At 58.5% G+C, this 21,654-nt stretch carries 17 protein-coding genes; 4 read left to right on the plus strand and 13 right to left on the minus strand.

Annotation, left to right across the window (positions count from 1 at the left end):
• Positions 1-27: 27 nt before the first annotated feature.
• The 6 genes from addA to RYZ27_RS01510 are packed head-to-tail and all read right to left on the minus strand — an operon-like array spanning position 28 to position 9,927.
• The gene (gene addA / locus RYZ27_RS01485; protein ID WP_406680588.1) at positions 28-3,603 is read right to left on the minus strand and encodes a double-strand break repair helicase AddA; all 3,576 of its coding nucleotides are present in this window, start codon (positions 3,601-3,603) and stop codon (positions 28-30) included.
• Positions 3,600-6,623 (minus strand): double-strand break repair protein AddB, encoded by a 3,024-nt coding sequence (addB, locus tag RYZ27_RS01490; protein ID WP_406680589.1) that lies wholly within the window; start codon positions 6,621-6,623, stop codon positions 3,600-3,602. The genes addA and addB overlap by 4 nt, the downstream gene beginning before the upstream one ends.
• The gene (locus tag RYZ27_RS01495) at positions 6,620-7,342 is read right to left on the minus strand and encodes a nucleotidyltransferase family protein (RefSeq protein WP_406680590.1); all 723 of its coding nucleotides are present in this window, start codon (positions 7,340-7,342) and stop codon (positions 6,620-6,622) included. The genes addB and RYZ27_RS01495 overlap by 4 nt, the downstream gene beginning before the upstream one ends.
• On the minus strand, positions 7,339-8,427 hold the full coding sequence (locus RYZ27_RS01500; protein WP_406680591.1) for an aminoglycoside phosphotransferase family protein: 1,089 nt from the start codon (positions 8,425-8,427) through the stop codon (positions 7,339-7,341). Before RYZ27_RS01500 ends, RYZ27_RS01495 begins: the two co-directional genes overlap by 4 nt.
• Positions 8,417-8,875, minus strand: a complete 459-nt coding sequence (gene tsaE, locus RYZ27_RS01505; RefSeq protein ID WP_406680592.1) for a tRNA (adenosine(37)-N6)-threonylcarbamoyltransferase complex ATPase subunit type 1 TsaE — start codon at positions 8,873-8,875, stop codon at positions 8,417-8,419. Before tsaE ends, RYZ27_RS01500 begins: the two co-directional genes overlap by 11 nt.
• The gene (locus tag RYZ27_RS01510; protein ID WP_406680593.1) at positions 8,872-9,927 is read right to left on the minus strand and encodes a cystathionine gamma-lyase; all 1,056 of its coding nucleotides are present in this window, start codon (positions 9,925-9,927) and stop codon (positions 8,872-8,874) included. Before RYZ27_RS01510 ends, tsaE begins: the two co-directional genes overlap by 4 nt.
• Before the next feature lie 117 nt (positions 9,928-10,044).
• Here RYZ27_RS01510 and RYZ27_RS01515 point away from each other — a divergent pair, with 117 nt between their 5' ends.
• The 4 genes from RYZ27_RS01515 to RYZ27_RS01530 all read left to right on the plus strand — a co-directional run bounded on the left by RYZ27_RS01515 (position 10,045) and on the right by RYZ27_RS01530 (position 13,218).
• The gene (locus tag RYZ27_RS01515; protein ID WP_406680594.1) at positions 10,045-11,283 is read left to right on the plus strand and encodes an NAD(P)/FAD-dependent oxidoreductase; all 1,239 of its coding nucleotides are present in this window, start codon (positions 10,045-10,047) and stop codon (positions 11,281-11,283) included.
• Positions 11,284-11,296: 13 nt separating this feature from the next.
• The gene (locus RYZ27_RS01520; RefSeq protein ID WP_406680595.1) at positions 11,297-11,617 is read left to right on the plus strand and encodes a 2Fe-2S iron-sulfur cluster-binding protein; all 321 of its coding nucleotides are present in this window, start codon (positions 11,297-11,299) and stop codon (positions 11,615-11,617) included.
• 138 nt (positions 11,618-11,755) lie between these two features.
• Positions 11,756-12,544, plus strand: coding sequence for a thioesterase family protein (locus tag RYZ27_RS01525; RefSeq protein ID WP_406680596.1), 789 nt, complete (start codon positions 11,756-11,758; stop codon positions 12,542-12,544).
• 122 nt (positions 12,545-12,666) lie between these two features.
• Positions 12,667-13,218, plus strand: a complete 552-nt coding sequence (locus tag RYZ27_RS01530) for a VOC family protein (protein ID WP_406680597.1) — start codon at positions 12,667-12,669, stop codon at positions 13,216-13,218.
• Between the two features lie 74 nt (positions 13,219-13,292).
• Here RYZ27_RS01530 and RYZ27_RS01535 read toward each other — a convergent pair whose 3' ends face one another.
• From RYZ27_RS01535 to RYZ27_RS01565, 7 genes are all read right to left on the minus strand, one after another.
• Positions 13,293-13,898 carry a hypothetical protein gene (locus RYZ27_RS01535; RefSeq protein ID WP_406680598.1) on the minus strand — a complete coding sequence of 202 codons (606 nt, stop codon included), beginning with the start codon at positions 13,896-13,898 and terminating at the stop codon, positions 13,293-13,295.
• 102 nt (positions 13,899-14,000) lie between these two features.
• The gene (locus RYZ27_RS01540) at positions 14,001-14,408 is read right to left on the minus strand and encodes a F0F1 ATP synthase subunit epsilon (protein ID WP_406680599.1); all 408 of its coding nucleotides are present in this window, start codon (positions 14,406-14,408) and stop codon (positions 14,001-14,003) included.
• Positions 14,409-14,470: 62 nt separating this feature from the next.
• Positions 14,471-16,255, minus strand: coding sequence for a F0F1 ATP synthase subunit beta (gene atpD, locus RYZ27_RS01545; RefSeq protein WP_406680600.1), 1,785 nt, complete (start codon positions 16,253-16,255; stop codon positions 14,471-14,473).
• 9 nt (positions 16,256-16,264) lie between these two features.
• Complete coding sequence (locus RYZ27_RS01550; RefSeq protein WP_406680601.1) at positions 16,265-17,146, minus strand: F0F1 ATP synthase subunit gamma; 882 nt, start codon at positions 17,144-17,146, stop codon at positions 16,265-16,267.
• A 31-nt stretch (positions 17,147-17,177) separates the two neighbouring features.
• Complete coding sequence (gene atpA, locus RYZ27_RS01555) at positions 17,178-18,713, minus strand: F0F1 ATP synthase subunit alpha (protein ID WP_406680602.1); 1,536 nt, start codon at positions 18,711-18,713, stop codon at positions 17,178-17,180.
• Between the two features lie 5 nt (positions 18,714-18,718).
• Positions 18,719-19,279, minus strand: coding sequence for an ATP synthase F1 subunit delta (atpH, locus tag RYZ27_RS01560; protein WP_406680603.1), 561 nt, complete (start codon positions 19,277-19,279; stop codon positions 18,719-18,721).
• Positions 19,280-19,464: 185 nt separating this feature from the next.
• Positions 19,465-21,627 carry a primosomal protein N' gene (locus RYZ27_RS01565; RefSeq protein ID WP_406680604.1) on the minus strand — a complete coding sequence of 721 codons (2,163 nt, stop codon included), beginning with the start codon at positions 21,625-21,627 and terminating at the stop codon, positions 19,465-19,467.
• Between the last annotated feature and the right edge of the window lie 27 nt (positions 21,628-21,654).

Below are 21,654 nucleotides of genomic sequence, written 5' to 3' on the forward strand. Positions count from 1 at the left end.
GAATAAGATAGGGACTCAACGCCCGGGTCAAACCCCTATGTTCAGACCCTTTAGAGATTCTGACAGAAGCACGTCCGGCAAGCCAACCAGATGCGGGCCATCTGTGTAAAGAAGGGCGCACTCAACCGCTTTATCTGGGTAGATTTGGCTGAGGATCGCCTGATAAGCGGCCATCTGCTTGAGGTAAGCAGAGCTAACATCACTTGCTTGTGTGGGCGCGGGCTGGTCAGTCTTGTAATCGATAATCAGGACTTTCGTGTCGCTCACCAGCAAGCGGTCAACGCGGCCATTGATGATTTGGTTTTCGCCAAGTTTGCCGACCACTGGAACCTCGCTCCGCCCAGCCGGGCTGAAGATGTCGGCGAATTGGGGGTCATTGAGAGTCTTCAAAGAAACTGAAATGATTTCAGAGACCTGCTCCTGCGAAAGTGTGTCTTCGGCGGCCAAAAACCGCTCGGCTGCGGCTTGTCGATCCGCTATGGAGAGCAAAGGTAGACGCTGGAGCAAGTCGTGGATCAGGCGGCCACGGCGCAGGCGCTCGCGGCGCTTTTCGCCAAACGGGCTGATCGTGATGGCCGGGCTGGCATCGAGTCTGGAGGGCGACAAAGGGGCCATGAGGGGCGCTTCAGTAGGCGCTGGCTGGCTGATCCATGACGGCGCAGCGGTCCCTTGCCTGTCACTCGCTATCTTGCGCGGCAGGCATATTGGATCGCCGCCAATCGCCAGCACGCTATCGAGCCGTTCGCCATCCTCCGGCGGCGCATTTGCGGTCAGGTCGCACATCGCCATCTGGCACCAGCGATACCAGGAGGATTTGGCATAACCGGTCTTCTTGTTCTGCCCGCTTTCAGCCCCGCATATAATCAGTCGGTCCTGCGCGCGGGTCAGCGCGACATAGAGCAGGCGACGGGATTCACGCTCAGCAGCGGCATCGCGTAAGGCGCGTAACTCGGCGAGCACAGCATTGTCGCTGCCTTTGCTGCCAGAGTGTAGCGGGACGCCATCCGCGGACAGGAAAATCGGGCTATCATTGGTCTTGGTGGCCGCAGTTGTATCCGGCAGGATCACAAACGGGGCCTGCAAGCCCTTGGCCCCATGCACGGTCATGACCCGGATTTCGCGCTCCGGTTCGCCGAGGTCGCGTTTCAGGTCACTCTCATCCGCCTCAATCTCTTCCAGAAAGCGCTGCAAGCTGGCCGGGGCGGCCATATCATGGCGCAAGGCCTTGGCGAGCAAGGCACGAACGGGGTCGCGAACGGGTTCACCAAGGCGCTGGACAAGGCGATCAAAACCCGTCGTACCCTCCGGATCAATCGCTTCATAGAGGGTGCGGGCCAGAAAGGCATGCACGCCTGAGCCAGCATGATCGAGCAGGCCCTGACAGAAGGCGCGGGCCTGCGCAAAGACCGGGTCTGTGCTGGCCGAGAGCCTTTCCCACAGGCTCGCATCGCCGCGATCATGAGCGAGTGGGAAAAGATGATGATCATCATTGATAAGGCCGCAGAATGGCCCGCGCAGAATTTCTGCGAGCGTCAGGTCATCACCCGGTTGTAGGGTAAAACGCAGCAGGTTCAGACAGTCCTGAACGCCAAGGACATCCAGCAACTTTAGCCGATCGGCCCCAGCCACAGGCAAGTTCAATTTCTTCAGGTTCTCAATGATCGCATTGAAGAGTGGCCCACGCTGGCGCACGAGGATAAGTATATCCTGCGGTTCCAGTGGGCTGCGCGACCATTCGCGGGTTGCCCGATCCTCGCGCCAGATGGTTTCGCCCTGATCAATCGCTTGGCGGACCGTTTTGGCGATCGCTTCGGCGAGGCGACGCGTTGGCGCATTTTCCGGCACATGATCGACAGGCAACCATGGATCGTCGGGTTCTGCATCGCCATTTTCGCGCGTGATCAGGGGCCACAGCTCAACCCGGCCCGGCTGATTGGCGCGCCGTGGTTCATGGCGGGAGAGGTTGGCATCAAAGGGTGGTGCCGCATCGGTTGTGGCATCCGGTAGAGGTGCCAGTTCCCGTACCTTATCGACAAAGGTCAGGACTTCCGGGCTGGAGCGGAAGGACATGACCATTTCCGGGAGCTGGGCGGCGCTATGCAGGGCTTCCTCGCGCTGAATAAAGCCGCGTCGCTCGCGCTCAAACTGTTCCTGATCCGCGCCTTGGAAGGAATAGATTGACTGTTTTGGGTCACCCACGACAAATTGCGTGCGTGGCTCGGCGCTGCGTTCGCGACCTTGCCCGGCCTGAAATTCCTCGACCAGCGCATTGATCAGATCCCATTGGCGCGGCGAGGTATCCTGAGCTTCATCGAGCAGGATATGGGTCAGGCCGCCATCAAGCTTGTAGAGCACCCATTGCGCCGCGTTCGAGACGGTCAACAGGCGGCGGGTCTGTTCGATCAGGTCATCAAAGTCGAGCGCCGCGCGTTTGCGCTTTTCGCTCTGATACGCCGCAACGATCGGCAAACCAAGCGTTAACAAGGCCTCGCTGCGCTCTGCCGCTTCAATCGATTTCAGGGCCGTATGTGCGGCTTTTATCCGGGTGATCTCTCGCCCTTCTGCGCCCTTGACCTGAAACAGGTCAGGGATAACCGCGTCATCCTTGTGGCAGGCGCCGTAGGGGTTGGATTTTGCCCAGTCGCCCGAAGCTGTTGTGAAGACACGCAGCCAGACCGCCCAGCGATCCAGAGCTGGAGCCTCAGAGCAGGCGAAACGAATGGCCTCGGCAAGCTTATGGTCCTTGCCAGTCGCCTTGGGGTGGCCCGAAATCACATCAGCCAGCGGGACAAGCTCTGCACGCGGGAACGCAGCGCCTATGGTCTCTTCGATCAGCGCTTCGCTGCTTCCCTCCAGCGCGCCCATGGCTTCCCGGATCAGGGCGCTCATCGGTGCGGCGCTATCGCGTAAGCGGCGACTGAAGGCCAGCAAAGGCTCGCGCTGGAACCGCAAAGTCTCAAGCGCGGCCTTGATCCCGCGCCCGCCTGTGGCGCGCGACAGGGTGATCACCGCCTCTTCATGCTCAGCCGCAGCGCGCTCAATCTCAAAATTGAGGACTGCCTGCCACAGCTCATCAGCCTCACGGTCTTCAATTTCCTTGAAACCGGGCGCGATGCCCGCCTCTAGCGGAAACCGTCGCAGGATCCGCGCACAGAAGGCGTGAATGGTCTCAATCCGCAGGCCGCCGGGGGTTTCCAGCGCGCGGGCAAACAGGGTCCGGGCATCGCGCAGGTCTTCGGCGCTATAGTCACTTGGCCTCCGCCCTTCGAGGCGGGAGAGGTTCTTACGCAGCGTCTCATCGCTGGCGATCGACCAGTCGCCCAGGGTCGCAAACAGGCGGCTCAGCATCTCATTGGCGGCGGCTTTGGTATAGGTGACGCAGAGGATGGAATCGGGCGGCGCGCCCTTGCGGCCATCGGGCCGGGTCAGCAGCAGGCGGGCAACGCGGTCGATCAGGACTTTGGTTTTGCCTGATCCGGCATTGGCTTCGACCCAGGCGGAGCGCTCCGGATTCGCAGCGATCGCTTGTGCGCCAATGGCGGCGGTGAAAGCCAGGCTATCGGGGGAAGCGACCGGGCCGATCTGGTCGATGGAATGGCTCATTGTTCGCCCTCCCACTCATCCCGCCGGGCAAGACGGGCATAATCGGAGGCATAATTCACCCGCTCAGGCTTGGGCTGGCTGCGATAGGGTTCATCCGGGTTGGCAAAGGCGGTGAGCAGCTTGATCAGGCCATCTTCGGCATCCTTGATGATGTCAGCAACAGAAGCGGGTTCCAGTTTAGAACTGCCTCTGCCGTTTTCCTCGCCAATCTCACGAACGTCGAATTGTGTACCAAAGCGAATATAGGTCAGGGCATCGACTTCACGCGCGCCAAGACGATCATAGCCGCCTTCGCGGGCGATCAAGCCCTGTAGCGGCATTTGTGGGCTGAGGCCCGCGCGCACTTGCGGTTCAGAGGGCGGCTTTCCGGTTTTGAAATCGAGAATGGCAATGGCTCCATCATGGCGTTTTTCGATCCGGTCAGCCGTGCCTTCCAACACATACTCGCGACCGCCAAGGGTGAACGTATAGCGCCCTTTCTCCTCAGTGATGACGTCGCCAGCAATCTTGTGCGCGGTCTCTGCACGCCAGCTCAGATAATCCTCAACCGTCTGACGGCGGCGCTCGCGCAGAGCGATAATGTCAGCGTCAGCCTCCCCGCCCATGCGCAATTGCTCTTCGATAAGCGTGGTCAGATAGTCAGCGGTTTTCGGCGTGCCGTCCTGTTCGAAGTCTTCCAGAGCCTTGTGAATGGCAGACCCGCGCAGGCGCGCATCGGCAGGCAGGTTCAGGCGATCGAGCGGATAGAGCCGCAGGATGTATTGGCAGTAAATCTTGTATGGATCACGGATCAGGTCCTCGATCCGGCTAACCGAGAAGCGAGTGGGGCGATGCTCGACGGCAGGCCGGGGCAGGGGCCGTGTATCGATTGCGGCGGTCTGTGGTGGTGTTTCCAGCGCTTGCAGCCAATCGCGCGGATCAGCATCAGCGGGCGGGGCAAGCGCGGTTTCGGCCTCATCGCCAATCGCGCCCGCGACCAGCGTTTTCAAGCGCCAGATCCAGCGGGAGGCGACAGCGGGTTTATCTTCGCGGCGCTTGGAGGTCAGCAGCGTAACCTGCGGCGCGCAGGCGAGTTGGGCATAATCATGCGCCGAGAGGCCAATCCGCGTATCAGGATCAGCGATCCCAATCTGTCGCCGGAAGATACGCGGCAGGAACATGTCTGGCGCAGGCTGTGCGGGCCACACCCCCTCGTTCAAGCCGCCTAGAATGATGTGGTCAGCCGCCTGCAAGCGCGCTTCAAGTGGGCCATAAATCGCAAGGCGTGGATGTGCGCTACCGGAAGATATCCGCGCCATCGCCGCTTCGTTGGCGAGTAGCTCTGCATGCGTGCTGAGTGGCAGGGGGCCGAGCGCTTCGGTCAGGTCCGACAAGGTTTCCAGCAGGGTTGAAAGCGCGCGTCCGCTCTCCCCCGCCCATGGCCCCGGCGTCTGGGTCAGGTGTTCCAGTACGCGGGTGAGATGTGGCAGGACATCATTACCCGAGACCGCCTCATCAGGCTCAAGACAAAATGCTTCCAGCGCATCGAACAGAGCGTTCACGGCAGGGCGCTGGTGCGGCGGCAAGGGGCGTTCTTCGGCGTCAAAGAGGCTATCAATATGCATGCGCAAACCGGGCCAATCGCTCCATGCCCGTGGCCCGCGCAGGATATGTTTATCAATCCAGAGGACCAGACCGCGGTCATAATGAACCAGCTCATGGCCAAGCATTGCCATTAGGCGTACCGGATGCGACGGTTCAACCAGCCAATCCATGGCGAGCACGGTCAGCGCGCCCATCGGTGATTGGCTGAGCGGCTGTCCGGCTGAGGGCGAGACGTCTACGCCCCAATGCTTCAGTCGTGCGCTCACCTGCTCGGCAAGGCCAGCATCCGGCGTGACGAGGGCAGCGGTTTCACCGGGGCGTTCCAGCGTTTCGCGCATCAGAAGTGCGGCAATGCCCGCCTCATCCATATCATCAGCCGCTTCGATCAGGCTCAGGCCGCTTAAGGCGCTGCTGACAAAGGCGGCGCTGTCGCCTTCCGGGGCGAGCGCGCGCAAACGCTGTGTCCAGTCAGCGGTCTGATCGGCTGGCGCGAGCGTTTCATGGATCAGTTTTTGCCGGGCAGACAGGTTCGCGCTTGAGGCATGGCCCGGCCATTCGGGCACATCTGCGGGTTTTAGGTCCAGACTGTCGAGCGCGCCGATCAGGGCATGTTGAGGATGGCTTGGCACCATGGCGAGGGTTTTCCGCGCGGCTTCGGGCAGGCCTTGATCCAGTCCGGGGAGGACGACCAGTCCCTTGGGCAGGTTCAACACCGCTTTCATGAGCAGGCGTGAGGCTGGCGTTGCCCCGGTTGAACCCGCAAGGATGACAGGCGTGTCTGGTGGGGTCTCATCCCAGGCCATGGCCACGGCTTCAGCGGCAGCATAGCGGCGGGCATAGGGGTCCATCGCCTTGGCATTTTCCAGCCGCGCCGGCCACTGCTGAGTAATGATTTTCAGGAATTCGAGCGAATGTTCCCAATGCCGTGACAGCTCATGATCAGTGACCAGTGTTTCCAGTGTGGCCCAGTCGACGCCGCTTTCATTTGTCGAAGACAAAGCGGCCTGATCCAGTAGTCGTGCCAACTCCCGCGCGGCGGTAAGGGCAGAGGTCGCTGGCTGATCCAAGTTATGAGCTTTAAAATACCGTATGACCAGTTTTGTCAGCTCGCCAATCCGGTGAGCCGAAGAGATGGCAGGCGGCAGATCAGCCAAGGCGGCTTCTGCACTGGCGGGCGGCTCATCCTGTTCAAGATTACCGAGCGCGCGAATGTCCGGCATCATCAGGGCGGGCAGGCCACTCGCATTGAGCAGCGCGGTGGCGAGTCCGCGGGCTGAGCGGGCATTAGGCACATAGATCAGTATATCGGCGAGGCGCTGGGGATTGCTCGCCGGATCAAGCGCGGTGATCAGCCCCTCGGCCAGTTTTGTGAGGAAATCGACGCCCGGTGGCATCGTATAGAGCCGCGGGCCATCAGGGGCGAAGAGCTTACTCATCCGCCATTGCACCTCACCCACATTTCGGCGTCTTTCAGCGCTTGCGGGTCGCCAACATGCAGCCAGAACCGATCCAGCGGCAGGCCATGAATACGCCCGCTGGGCAGCAACTCATTCCAGATCAGATTGGCAGAGAAGGGTTTTGCGGGCTGATCATCATAAAGCTGCGGCTTCAGGATACGCAGACCTGCATAGGCCCAAGGCGCAGAGGTGGCGTCCCCGCGCCGGGTCAGAACACCTGTTTCGCCGCGGAAGAAGTCCCCCGCGCCGGGAAAGCCAAGGCAGCGCTTAGTATCGGCAAGCAGCAGCAATTCATCCATTTTCGCGCCATCAAACGCGGCAGCGAGAACTTGGATAGGCTCAGGGCCGGCTGGCCCCCAAAACGCATCCGTATTGACGATCAGAACCGGATCATCACCCAAGAGGGGCCGTGCCTTGGCAAGGCCGCCACCCGTCTCAAGCACCTGATCACGCTCATCGGAGATGACGATCTCGAGATCAGTGCGGGCTTTGACATGACTCTCGACCTGATCAGCGCACCAATGCACATTGACGATGGCGCGTTTCACCCCAGCCGCGGCGACATTGTCGAGTATGCGGTTCAGCATGGATCGCCCGGCGATTTCCAGCAGGGGCTTGGCCGTCTCATTGGTCAGCGGGCGCATACGCGTGCCGAGACCGGCGGCGAGCACCATGGCGGTGTGGGGCACAGGGCTCATGAGTCAGCCTCCAGAATGAAAGGCGCCGTTTCAGCAATAAAGGCACGCATATCAGCGGCAGCGGGATGGCGTAGATTGCGCGCCAGCATCAGCTGCTGGCGCGGCATGAAATCATTATAGCGCGGCTTACCGTCTCGTTTGACGAGCCGCGCAAAAATTCCGGTAATGCGCAACGCATTCAGAGTGCCGATAACAGATATGCGTTCTAAAAAAGAACTCTCTGTTTTTCCAGATCGTTCCAAATAGGAACTAATTGCAGCTTCTGTGGCGACTTCGCTGACCGCGCGTCGGGCATCCTGGGTCAGCATCGCCATATCCCAGGCATCCCAGCCTAGGACGGCATCCTGAAAGTCGAGCAGGCCGATGCGGCCTTCCGGTAACCAGAGCAAGTTCTCGGCATGATAATCCCGCAGGGTGAACTCGCGCGGGAAGCTTTCGGCCTGTTCGATCAAGGCGTCACGAGCGCTTTCCCAGCGCGCGCGATCAGCATCACTCATCCGCGCGCGAGGATCATATTGATGCAACCAGTCGGCATAGAGGTCCGAGTTGGCCTTCAGGGCGACCGTATCGAAGGGCAGGATGTGCCAGTGCTCACCCGCGTGATGCAAGGTTTCCGGTACTGGTGTGGTGTGGAGGTGTGCGAGATCTGCTGCCGCTTTGGTGTAGAGATCAACCTCATCGGCTTCATTCCGCTCGATCAGGCGGGCAAATTCCCGTTCCAGTCCGAAATCCTCAAGCAGAGCGAGCCCGCTTGCACTATCATGCGCGAGAATATGCGGCGGACGCAGGCCCAAGGACCGCAAGTGTCCAGCAATCACGACAAACGCATCGACACGGCTTGCGGCAAGGCGGCTGAGGGCATTCCAGCCGGTTGCGGCGCGTTCGGCCTCGCTCATCCCCGGCAGGCAGATACCGCTCTCAACGGGTGGCGCATCCATCAGGATGGCGGTCTCATCGCCGCGTGTCAGGCGCGCATAATAGCGGGTCGAGGCATCCTGCCCGAGCCAGTTTTGATGCGCCTCACCCCAACCCGCTTTGGTGAGGAAGTCCCGGATCAGAAGTTTGCGCGAATCATCAGAAGCCATGCAGGCGTTTCTGCCAGTCTTCGCCGTGAGGTTCCAGTGTCGCGGTCCGGGTTTCTGTGCCGCCTTCGGTTTGCAGGTCGAGGGTGAGGTCCAGTCGCCAGCCCGGCAGGTGACGTCCAGCCCTATCCGGCCACTCAATCAAGGCGAGGCCATCCTGAGTCTCATCCCAGCCAAGCTCGAACACGTCATCCGGATCATCAAGGCGATAGAGATCGAAGTGAAAGATCGGGAAATCCGGGGCCTCATACGTTTGGACCAGCGTATAGGTCGGGCTGGGCACGTCTGTCTCTTGCGCGATCAGGGCAGAAATCAAAGCGCGGGAAAAGGTGGTTTTGCCCGCGCCAAGCCCGCCATGCAGGGCGATAACATCCCCAGCCTTAAGCAGGGGCGCAAGCTGCTGAGCAAGCGCTGCGGTGGTATCAAGTGAGGGAAGTGATCGTGTGATCATGACAGGCCCACTTTGATCGCCTCGACCAGCGCGGCCTCTGGTTCACAGCCGACAGATAGACGCACAAACCCCTCCGGGACATCATCGCCCCAGCGCGCACGTCGTTCAGCGCTGGTATGAATACCGCCAAAGCTGGTTGCGGGCAGGATAGCGGGGCAGTCCTCAATAAAGGCATCTGCCGTAGTCGTATCCTCGAATGTCAGGCCGATAATGAACCCAATACCGGGATAGCGGACGGTTTTGACTTTCGGGTGGGCCTCCAGAACTGGCAGCAGCGCCTGCGCATTCGACACCATACGAGCAAGCCGAAGCTCCAGCGTCATCAGGCCGCGATGGGTCAGGAAAGCCGCCAGCGGGCCCGGAATAGAACCGCTGAGCTTGCGCCAGCGTTTTACCTGCTCGAACAATAGATCGTCTCGTGTCGCGACATGACCAAACAGCGTATCGGAATGCCCGGCAATTGCTTTGGTGTCAGAGCTGACAACCATATCAGCGCCAAGGTCGAGCGGGCGCTGCAAAAGCGGGGTCAGGGTCGTATTATCGACGATACTGATCGCACCAGTCGCTCTTGCGCGAGCAGTGATGGCGGCGATATCACAAAGATCGAGACCCGGATTGGACGGGGTTTCAATCCACACGACATCATAAGGCGTCAGGTCAGCGCTTTGATAGTTGCGCGTAGCGATCGCCTCTGCCTGAACGCCAAGCGTGGCCAGAACCTCATTGAGCAAGGCACGGGTCACATAATACCCATCAGAAGGCACAAGGATGCGCTCCCCGGCTTTGAGTGTCGTCACTAAGGCTGCTGTGATCGCTGCCATACCAGATGGAAAACCGACCACAGGGGCGTCCTCAAGGGCGCTAAGGGCCGCCTCACAGGTCTCAACCGTCGGGTTGATGTCACGGCCATAAGTGTAGGGCACGTCCGGCTCACCAGGCAGCCAATACTTCGCTGTGGAGACAATGGGCGGAGCCACCGGATCACCTTTTTCAAGGTCGGTCATATGAGCGTGGAGCATGGCCATAATGCGGGTCTGGGCGTCAGAAGTCATGATTAGGCTTGTGGCATAGGCTGGGCCCTGCGAAAAGCACTCTTCGGTTGCCGTAAGGGCGGGGCTTGCAAAAAGTTGACGCCTGCGTCATGAAATTCCTCAGACAGGAGCTCAATCGTGGATCTTTCACAGAGTCAAAGTGTTGTGATCATCGGGGGCGGACAGGCCGCCGCGCAGGCGTGCGCTTCGTTGCGCCAGTTTGGCTATGCTGGAAAGATCACACTTATCGGGGAAGAGGCAGCCCTGCCTTATCAGCGCCCACCTTTGTCCAAGGCCTATATGAAGGGCGACATGGCCGAGGAGCGACTCTATTTCAAACCCGAAGCCTGGTATCAGGATCAGCAGATTGAGGTCATGCTCTCGACCCGTGTTGAGGCCATCGATCGCGCTACGCGACAGGTCAAGCTCAGCTCTGGCGAAGAGCTTGTCTATGACGTCCTGATCATTGCCACAGGTTCGCGCCCGCGGCCTCTGCCACTTGAGGGTGCAAACCTCGATGGCGTGTTTGACCTGCGTGATCTCGCCGATGTTGAGCATATCCGTCCGCGCATGGTGGCGGGGCAGCGTCTGGTGATTGTCGGGGCGGGCTATATCGGGCTGGAGGCAGCTGCGGTGGCGCGCCAACTTGGCCTTGAGGTCACCGTTCTGGAAATGGCTGATCGGGTGCTCGCCCGGGTGACCAGCCCGGTGATGAGCGCGTTTTATGAGACAGAGCATCGCGCCCAGGGTGTCGATATTCGCACGGGTGCTCAACTGGCCTCGCTGAAAGGCGATGATGCTGTCGAGGCTGCGGTTCTGGCGGATGGGACTGAGATTCCCGCCGATATTGTTCTGGTCGGCATTGGTATCTTGCCGAATGTGGAACTGGCGCAAGAGGCAGGCATTGCCTGTTCCAATGGTATCCTGACGGATCGAGATGCCCGCACCAATGATCCACGCATCTTTGCGGCAGGGGACTGCGCTGCCCGGCCACTTATCCATTATGGTCGTAAGGGGCGGCTGGAAAGCGTTCACAATGCGATTGAGCAGGGCAAGCTGGCGGCGGCTGCCATTATGGAGAAACCGCGCCCACCTGAGGATTGCCCATGGTTCTGGTCTGACCAGTACGACCTGAAACTGCAGATTGCGGGCCTGAGCACAGATTATGACGAGATTGTTGTGCGCGGCGACCCGGCGGACCGTAAGTTTGCGGCCTTTTACCTGCGCGGAGGTAAGCTGATCGCGGTTGATGCGGTTAACAGTCCGCCTGAATTCCTGGCATCAAAAAGACTTATAATGTCAGGCGCTTGCCTTGCACCTGAGCTGTTAAGCGATACATCCAAAACCATGAAAGAAATTGCGGCGAGCGCCGCCTGAGGAGGACCCCCTTATGCCAAAAATCATCTATGTCGATCACACGGGCGAAGAGCGCGCGATTGAAGCCACGAATGGCGAGACCGTTATGGAAACCGCGATCAAGAATTCTATTCCCGGGATCGATGCTGACTGTGGTGGTGCCTGCGCCTGCGCAACCTGCCATGTCTATATCGATGAGGGCTTCATGGAGAAGGTCGGCAAGCCGGAAGACATGGAGCAATCCATGCTTGATTTTGCTGAAAATGTTCAGAGCAATTCGCGCCTGTCCTGCCAGATCAGTGTCAGTGATGACCTCGATGGTATGCGCGTGACCACGCCGGAGAGCCAGCACTAACGGCTTTTATGTCCTGTTTGAGATGCCCCTATCCCGTGATAGGGGCATTTTTGTATGGTCATGACGTGGCGTGATCCATTGGTTCTTTTTCAGAACTAACTAAGTCGACAAAATATAAAACCTCCCGGAGCGATCCTTATGACCACTTATCCAGAGCTTCTAAGCAGTTTGAAGCGCGGCACAGCCGGCCGAATTGAGGCGACTGTACCAGAGACATGGATGCAGGGACGCACGACCTATGGCGGGCTGACCGCGGCTTTGTCTCTGGAGGCGGCGAACGCGCTGGTTGATGATTTGCCGGTCCGTACGGCGCAGGTAGCCTTTGTCGGCCCAGTTGGCGGGGATGTCGTGATTGCACCAAAGCTGCTGCGGCGCGGTAAGAATACCGCCTTTGTCAGCGTTGATATGGTCACCGAAGGCGGTGTCGCGGCACAGTCGATCTTTGCCTATGGCAAGGTGCGCGAGAGCCAGCTCAATGTCTCGCATGTGCCGATGCCGGATGTGCCGGAACCAGAAACGGCCAGCTCTTTCTTCCGCGCTGGGCCGCGCCCGGGTTTCACTCAGAATTTTGAGATGAAGGGTGTGCTTGGCGGTGCCCCGATATCTGGCTCTTCGGAGCGTGACATTGGCCTGTGGATGCGTCACAAGGATGGTATCTCCCCCGATGATGCAACAGCGGTTCTGGCGATTGCGGACTGTCCGCCGCCCGCTGCGCTGTCCATGCAGACCACACCGGCCCCGATCAGTTCGATGACCTGGATGGCAGAGTTTCTTACCGAGACGATTTCAACCGAGGAAGGCTGGTACTTTGCCCATTCCGAAGCCCAGACCGCTCGCAACGGTTATTCCAGCCAGGCCATGACCCTCTGGAACCGCTCAGGCGAACCCATCCTGATCGGCCGACAGACAATTGCGATGTTTGGGTAGTCGGAAGTGGGGGCAGATAGGCTTGCGATAAAAACCTACTTTGGCGTGCGTTGTTAATTGATATATCTTTTGATCGAGACTAGGATGTTCCATCAGCCAGTTCGATGAAAGAATTCCAAATCATGTCCACGCGCTTTGTATTCGCTGCTCTCCTTTCCGTTTCAGTGACCGCCTGCGCAGCAGTCCAGCCGCCTGAACCACAAGCTCAACTCACCTCGACGGACATCGAGTATCCGCATGTGAAGCGCCCGAACCTGGTTGTTTCCGACCTGTCTCGTTCGCTCAGCATCTATCGTGATATTCTAGAGCTGACGGCATCTGACATTTCAGATTATGGAGCGGATTCTTACTCCTATCCGGTGTTCAAAATCCCTGAAGATGTACCAATTCGTGGGGTTACTCTGCATGAGCCGGGCGAGCAACGTGTCCTGGCGCTTACGGAGCTTGCTAGCCTCGATTTACCTGAACCTGCGAACGCGCCGCATATGAGTGCCATTGTCATTGGAGTTGTGGATCTGGAGGATAAGTTTGAGCAACTTGCTGCGTTGGGGCTCACAGTGACTGCGCCGAAAGTTGCGAGTGGTGCGGATTTTGATTTTGTCGAACAAGCATTTGTCGACTTTGATGGACACCTGGTTGTCCTGTATGAAGTTCTACCGAGTGCAGCCGATTAAGTGGTAGACAGCAACGCGATCGTCGGCGCGCTTTTCAAAGCGGCTTAAGCCTCTGTGCGAGCTTGGGTAAGCTGTCAGGGCTTCACGATGACGTGGATCGTTGCGGCGGCGTCGCGGCCTTTTAGGGCGTAGACCATGGTGTCGAGGTAGAGGTGATCCCTGGACTTGTAGCGGGTCCAGGTGACGCCATCCTTTTCTGTGCCGCTACCAAACTCGGTTGTGGGCTGAAAAGCATCCTGCGTCTGCGCCAGAGCGCTATCATAGGCCGGGGCAAAGGCATTGGCAAAAGGGGTTACGGCGAGGATCTGGCAGCCACCAGCAGAACCCTTAATTGAACCAATCAGGATCGGGCCTTCCAGACTGTCGACAATCCAGTGTTTGCCGGGGCGAGGGCGGCTGGTCAGGCGATTGGCCATTTCGCCATTGGTACGCACACGGGCTTGTTTCGGCAGGCGCTTCTTCATGGCTGAGCGGTCTTTGAGACCCGGGAGGCACACTGTCTCAGTCAGGTAGGCAACCGCAGCGGGCATGGGCAGGGTATCAATCCCGGTCTTTTTCGAAACCTTGATTTCAACGCCTGTTGGGGCCTTGTAGGATATGCTTGCGCGTTCAGCAGTGGCTGACCCAATCACGAACAACATGACGACCAAGGCCGCGAGAAGAGAATAGCAAATACGCATAGGCTGAAGCCCTCCAAACCCGTGGGCATCATCTCATTGCGATTTTAAGGGAAGGTCTCAGGCCGCAATGCAATTGCACAGGGCCTGTTCACCATAAGTGTCTTAGTGGCTCAGCGCAGCTTTCAGGCTTTCGAGATAAGCATACTCTTCCTCAAGCGCGTCATGGTGGCCGCTATCCTTACCTTCTTCGAGGATTTTGATGCGCAGTGCGTCCATATCTTTCTGAACCTGCGCCGCGTCCATGCTTTCCAGATTGACCGCTTCTTCGGCCAGAATGGTCAGACCAGCGGGCGTCACATCGGCAAAGCCACCGCGAACAAACAGGCGCATAGAGGTGTTGCCACCGTCCAGAACACGCACGACGCCATTCTTCAGCGTGGTCATGAAAGGTGCATGATTGGCTAGCACGCCAAACTCACCCTCGGTGCCCGGAGCAATCACATGATCCACCTCACCGGAGAACAGTTCCCGAGCAGGTGATACGAGAGAGAAATGCAATTTATCAGCCATGATGAACGCTTTCGTGAGGGGTATTCAGCCCGCCGAAGCGGGCCAAAAGCATTTGTCTTGTCTTAGGCGTCAGCCAGCATCTTTTCAGCTCTGGCTTTGGCTTCTTCAATCGAGCCAACCATGTAGAAGGCCTGCTCAGGCAGGTGGTCATAGTCGCCATTGATGAGGCCTTTAAAGCCAGCAACCGTGTCTTCCAGTTTCACCTGAACACCCGGAGAGCCGGTGAAGACTTCGGCCACGTCAAAGGGCTGTGACAGGAAGCGCTCAACCTTACGGGCACGGGCCACGGCCAGCTTGTCGTCTTCTGACAGCTCGTCCATGCCGAGAATGGCGATAATGTCCTGAAGCTCCTTATAGCGCTGCAGGATTTCCTGTACGCCGCGGGCAACCTCATAGTGCTCCTGACCAATGATCAGCGGGTCCAGAATACGCGAAGTTGAATCAAGCGGGTCCACCGCCGGGTAGATACCCTTTTCAGCAATAGACCGGTTCAGAACGGTTGTCGCATCAAGGTGAGCAAACGAGGTCGCCGGCGCCGGGTCGGTCAAGTCATCCGCAGGGACGTAAACCGCTTGTACAGAGGTAATAGACCCTTTGTTTGTTGTCGTAATCCGCTCTTGCAGGCCACCCATATCGGTTGCCAGAGTTGGCTGATAACCCACCGCAGATGGGATACGGCCCAGCAGCGCAGACACCTCAGAACCGGCCTGAGTAAAGCGGAAGATGTTATCAACGAAGAACAGAACGTCCTTGCCTTCCTCGTCGCGGAAATACTCAGCTTGGGCCAGACCTGTCAGAGCAACACGCGCACGTGCGCCTGGAGGCTCGTTCATCTGACCATAGACGAGGGTCGCGCGGCTTTCGCCTTCAAGGTCGATCACGTTCGCGTCCTGCATCTCGTAATAGAGATCGTTCCCTTCACGGGTCCGCTCACCTACGCCAGCAAACACAGAGTAACCACCGAACAGTTTCGCGATGTTGTTGATCAGTTCCTGAATAAGAACGGTCTTACCAACACCGGCACCGCCGAACAGACCAATCTTACCACCCTTTGTGTATGGGCAGAGCAGGTCGATCACCTTGATCCCGGTTACGAGGACTTCGGCCTCAGTAGCCTGATCCACAAATTCAGGGGCAGGGGCGTGAATTGGCGCGCGCAATTCGGTTTCAACCGGGCCGCGCTCGTCAATCGGCTCGCCTACCACATTCATGATCCGGCCAAGAGTTGCCGGACCAACAGGCACCATAATCGGCGCGCCCATGTCCGCAACTTTCTGACCGCGAACCAGACCCTCAGTGGAGTCCATCGCGATGGTACGAACAGCGTTCTCACCCAGGTGCTGAGCGACCTCAAGCACAAGGCGGTTGCCATTATTGTCTGTTTCCAGAGCGTTCAGAATGTCTGGGAGTGCGCCGTCAAACTCAACGTCAACGACAGCGCCGATAACCTGGCTTACGCGGCCAGTCGCTTTTGAAAGGTCCATAGCGGGCGTCTCCTTAGGAGCGGATTTAGGGGCGGCCGTTTTTGCGGCTGCGGGTTTAGATTTAGGGGCCGCTTTTTTAGGAGCAGCTTTGGTTTTCTTCGGTGCAGGTTTCGCTGCAACGGGTTGGATCGCGACAGATTCAGCCGTGGCGGGCTTACAAACCCCGCAGGGGCGTGTGTCTGGTTGACCAAGGGCTTTGGCGGCTTTTTCAGCTTCATTGAAGGTCGCAAACGGACCATGCCATTTGTCATCATCATTCGTCTGGTCGCCGCCGACACCCTGACCGTCATTGCAATAACGGCAGGAGCCCGTGTGGATGCGGGCGCGTTTGTTACCGAAATTTTCGTAAATCCAGAATGACATGCCAGGCTCCTACAGCGCTTCCGCCCCGGAGATGATCTCGATCAGCTCCTTGGTGATTTGGGCTTGACGGGCGCGGTTATATTGCAGGGACAGGCTATCGATCATGTCACCGGCATTGCGGGTCGCATTATCCATCGCGGTCATCGAAGCGGCTTGCTCACCCGCAGCATTCTCAAGCATGGCAGACAGGATCTGTGTGTTGAGATAACGCGGCAGCAGGGCTTCCAGAATTTCCGGCTCTGACGGCTCATAAGTGTACATCGCGCCGTTCAGGTCGATGGTTTCAACATCCTCGGGCGCCTCAGCTGGGATCAACTGTTTGGCAACCGGGTTTTGTACCAGAACATTCTTGAACTCAGAGAAGATCAGCGTCGCAACATCAAACTCACCGTTTTCGAAGCGGCGGGTCAGGTCATGACCCAGACCGATCGCAAACGGCGTGAATTTGTCTTTAGCCTGGCTCAGATCAACATGGTCAACGAACAGGCTCTCGTAATCGCCTTTCAGCGCCTCACGACCCTTCTTGCCGACGGTGATGATCTTGACCTCTTTGCCTGCGGCTTTGAGTTCTTCGATCTTCAGACGGGCCGCTTTTGCGGTGTTCGCATTAAAGCCACCACACAGGCCGCGCTCTGCTGTCATCACAATCAGCATGTGGACTTTGTCACTGCCAGACCCTGCCAGCAGTTTTGGTCCACCAGCCCCTTCGCCCATAGAGGCTGTAAGGTTGGCCACGACATTCGCCATGCGAGAGGCATAAGGCTTGGAAGCTTCAGCAGCTTCCTGCGCACGGCGCAGTTTCGCCGCAGCCACCATCTGCTTCGCCTTGGTGATCTTCTGCGTGGATTTCACGCTTGAGATCCGGTTTTTCAGTTCCTTGAGGCCTGACATGGGTCAGCGTCTCCTGGTCGTGTTAAAGGGCTTAAGCGAAAGTCTTGCCGAAGGCGTCGAGGGCGGCCTTGATGCCATCTTCGATGTCGTCGCTCAGAGCTTTCTTGTCGCGGATTTTTGCCAGCAGGTCTTTCTGGTCGTTACGCAAGTAAGACAGAAGATCAGCTTCGTAGCGGGTCACGTCCTTGGTCTCGACTTCATCGAGATAGCCACGTGTACCGGCATAGATGACCACAACTTGCTCTTCCATCAGCAGCGGGCTGTACTGTGGCTGCTTGAGCAGTTCAGTCAGGCGTGCGCCACGGTTGAGAAGCTTTTGTGTTGCGGCATCAAGATCGGAACCGAATTTCGCAAACGCGGCCATCTCACGATACTGGGCAAGTTCACCCTTCATCGAACCAGCGACCTTTTTCATCGCTTTGGTCTGAGCCGCAGATCCCACACGAGACACGGACAGACCCACGTTCACCGCAGGGCGGATACCCTGGTAGAACAGGTCGGTTTCGAGGAAGATCTGACCATCGGTGATCGAAATCACGTTGGTTGGAATATAGGCCGAAACGTCGTTGGCCTGTGTTTCAATGATCGGCAGAGCGGTCAGAGAGCCAGAACCGAAATCTTCGTTCATCTTCGCCGCGCGCTCTAGCAAGCGGGAGTGAAGATAGAAAACGTCACCGGGGTAAGCTTCGCGGCCTGGTGGGCGACGTAGCAGCAGAGACATTTGACGGTAAGCCACAGCTTGCTTTGACAGATCATCATAAATGATCAGCGCGTGCATGCCATTGTCACGGAAGTACTCACCAATCGTACAGCCTGTGAATGGAGCAAGATACTGAAGCGGAGCCGGCTCAGACGCGGTCGCAGAAACAACCACGGTGTAGTCCAGCGCGCCACGCTCTTCGAGGGTCTTAACAACCTGCGCCACAGTTGAGCGCTTCTGACCAACCGCAACATAGACACAGAACAGCTTCTCGCTGTCGTCTTTAGCCGCAGCGTTGGTTTCTTTCTGGTTCAGGATGGTGTCGACACAAACAGCGGTCTTACCCGTCTGACGGTCACCAATCACAAGCTCACGCTGGCCACGGCCAACCGGGATCATGCCGTCAATGGCCTTGATGCCGGTCATCATTGGCTCATGCACAGACTTACGCGGGATAATGCCAGGGGCCTTAACGTCCACACGCTCACGTGCAGCGACATCTTTCAGTGGGCCTTTGCCATCGATTGGGTTGCCCAGCGCGTCAACAACGCGGCCCAGCAGACCCTTACCAACTGGCGCGGACACAATCTCGTCGAGGCGCTTAACTGTCGCGCCTTCTTTAATGCCGCGGTCATCGCCGAAGATAACGACACCGACATTGTCGGCTTCGAGGTTCAGGGCCATGCCCTTCACGCCGCCTTCAAACTCGACCATTTCACCGGCCTGGACATTATCAAGGCCGTAAACGCGGGCGATACCATCGCCAACGGACAGGACCTGACCGACGTCAGAGACTTCAGCCTCTACGCCGAAATTTTCGATCTGCGACTTAAGAATGCCGGAGATTTCTGCTGCGCTGATGGACATAGAGCTCACGCCCCCTTCATTGCGGTGTTCATACGATCAAGTTTGGCGGCAATGCTGGCATCGATCAGGGTCGATCCGATGCGCAACTGAATGCCACCGACGAGGGCAGGATCAACCTGCGTTTCTAATTCTACGTCGCTGCCAACAGCTTTGGTGAGAACACCTTCAAGCTTTTTGCGTTGATCAGCGGTCATATCTGTTGCTGTGCGGGCAATGGCGCGCTTCACGCCGCGCTCTTTGGCGTACAGCGCGTCAAAATGAGCCGCCGCGCCGAGCAGGTCAGCGGAGCGGCCATTCTCTGCCATCGTCCCGATAAAACCCGTGGTCAGCTTGGAAAGCTTGGCCTTCTCGGCGATGGCGACCAGCGCCTTGGTTTTGTCTTCAATGGTAAAGGCCGGGCTGTTCAGGAGACGGGTGAGGTCTTCACTGTCACTGGCAAGCCCTGCGAATGTGGTCAAATCACCAGCGACAGCCTCAAGCGCGCCTTTATCTTTGGCAAGCTCAAACAGGGCGCCGGCATAGCGGCGAGCGGCTTCACTGGCAGTGTTGGCAGAAGATGCGGCCAAAGGTCTGTCCGTTCGTTAGGGCGCATGGCCCGGTCTGAAAACACATGGGAAGCGGGCGCGGATGCACCTTTCCCGTAACTCGTTGGGGGCGCTTAGCACCTTGTTTCAGGGCTGACAACATACCCGATGGGCTCAATCTGCGACGGATGGGCGCGGGGGCTGCAAAACCATACGTCAACCATCCGTCATAGGAAGGAATAAGGATCGATATCCGCGCTGACGCGCGCCGCGCTGGGGAGCTTTAGTCCGCTGAGCCATTTGGCCATGTAGGCAGAGAGGTCGACATCACGCGGGCTGGTGATCAGGAATCGCAAACGGTGACGCCCACGCACCATGCTGATCGGAGCTGGCGCAGGGCCATAGACCGTGACCCCATCACCATGCGGCGCGGCCTTGCCAGCCAATTGCCCGATCTCTTTGGCCATGCTCGCGTCTGGCGCCGACAGAATGAGCGCCGCCATCCGTCCGAAAGGCGGCAGGCCCAGTTCAGCCCGAACATCGCGTTCAATTTGCAGGAAGCCATCGCGATCTCCGGTGGCGAGGGCCATCATGGCCGGATTTTCCGGCTGATAGGTCTGAACCAAAGCGCGTCCCGGTCGTTCGGCTCGCCCAGCGCGGCCTGCGACTTGTGAGAGCAACTGGTAAGTTCGTTCCCCGGCGCGCAAATCTCCGCCGGTCATCCCCGAATCAGCGTCGACCACCCCGACCAGCGTGAGATTCGGGAAGTTATGACCTTTGGCGACGATTTGTGTCCCGACCAGAACATCAATCTCGCCGCCCGCCATACGCTCGACGATGCTGCGCGTTGCCTCTCCGCCCTGTGCCGTATCGGACGAAAAAATCTCCACTCGTGCCTCGGGCAAAAGCTGGCGCACCTCTTCAGCGACGCGCTCCACCCCGGGCCCAACGCCCATCAACGAATCTTTTGCCCCGCAAAGCGGGCACTTGTCGGGCTTGGGCATCGACCATCCCGTGAGGTGACAGACCAGCCGATTGGTATAGCGATGCTCGGTCAGCCAGCTTTCACTGCCGGGGCTCTTCAGCCGCTCCCCGCAGGCTTTACAGATGACGAGTGGCGCATAACCGCGACGGTTCATGAAAAGCAGGCTCTGCTCCCCCGCCGCCAGCGTATCGACCAGCGACTTTGACAGAACCGGCGAGAGCCAGTTGCCTTTCTCGGGCGGGTTGGCGCGCATATCGACGAGATCAATATCGGGCAATCGCGCGGCCCCCGGACGGGCGGAGAGTTTCAGCCGCTCATAGCGCCCGCTTTCAGCGTTGACGACCGTTTCCAACGCCGGGGTCGCCGAAGCGAGGATAATCGCGGCTTCTTCAAGCTTGGCTCGCATCACCGCCATATCGCGTGCATGATAGCGCACGCCATCTTCCTGCTTAAAACTGCCATCATGTTCTTCATCAACGATGACCAGCTTCAGATTTCGGAAGGGCAGGAAGAGCGCTGAGCGCGCACCCGTGACAATGCGTGCCCGGCCATGGGCGACCTCCCGCCAGGTTCGTCGGCGCTGAATATCAGAAAGAGAAGAATGCCAGGGTGCCGGACCAGCGCCAAACCGGGATTCGAAACGTTCGAGGACAGCTTGCGTCAACGCGATTTCCGGCAACAGGACCAGCACCTGCGCACTAGGATCGCTCGCGAGCGCTTCTGCAATTGCCTCGAAATAAACTTCAGTTTTCCCCGATCCGGTAATCCCATCGAGCAGGAAGGGCTTGAAGCCACCTGCCTGAACCGCCTGTCGCAATCGCGCGCCCGCTGCGGCCTGCTCAGCCGTGAGGTCTGGCCCGGTACGCTGCGGATCAGGGGATGGGTACGGCAAATCGGTCGGCACCTGCTTGGCCTCAAAGCAACCCGTTTCGGCCAAACCCTTCACAACCGAGGCTGAAACGCCAGCGGCATGCGCGAGATTGGAAGCGGTGTCAGGGCCAATATCCTGCGTGGTAGCCAACACCTTCTCACGCGCTGGGGTCATGCGCTGAGGCTGGTCTCCGGTCAACGTATAGACCGTCTGAACAGGGGACGGTGATAATCCTCCACGCGCCCGCAAAGCCATGCCGAGAATCTGTCCGGGGCCCGCCACATTGTAGCGCGCGCAAAAGGTCACAAACCGCCGCATGGCCTCTGGCATGGGCGGGGCCGGAAACACTTCACTGATAGATTTCAGCTCGCGCTCTGAGTTGTCTTCGATGATATCCCAGACGACGCCTGTGCGCTCATGTTTGCCCAAAGGCGCGCGGACATAGGATCCGGTTTCAATCTCCATGCCCTCTGGAATGACGTAATCAAACGGCTCCGGCAGAGGCATGGGGAAGAGGATACGTGCGATTCTCATGCTCGACTTTCTATCAGTCATCGCGCG

The sequence above is a fragment of the Hyphomonas sp. FCG-A18 genome (assembly GCF_045287255.1).
Classification (GTDB): Bacteria; Pseudomonadota; Alphaproteobacteria; order Caulobacterales; family Hyphomonadaceae; genus Henriciella.